A 267-nucleotide genomic window follows, 5' to 3' on the forward strand; every position below is an offset into this window, starting at 1 on the left:
GTCCACCACGCTGAACGGCGGCACCCAGAACGTCAGTTCTGGCGGTGCAGCCACCCTGACCACAGTTACCAAAGGCAACCAGTACGTCTTTTCCGGCGGTGCAGCCACTTCAACAGTCATAAATGCAGGGTATCAGCTCCTCAATGGGGGCTCGGCAACATTAACCACGCTGAACGGTGGCAACCAGAACGTCGATGCCGGCGGTTCCGCCACGTCCACCACGGTGAACGGCGGCGACCAGAATATTCTTACCGGCGGTTCAGCCAC

At 59.6% G+C, this 267-nt stretch carries 1 pseudogene; it reads left to right on the forward strand.

What is annotated here, in order from left to right:
- Positions 1-267: pseudogene (locus ACS603_RS23465) on the forward strand (autotransporter outer membrane beta-barrel domain-containing protein); the annotation flags it as partial.

The organism is Enterobacter sp. Li2LvB3, from assembly GCF_056156645.1.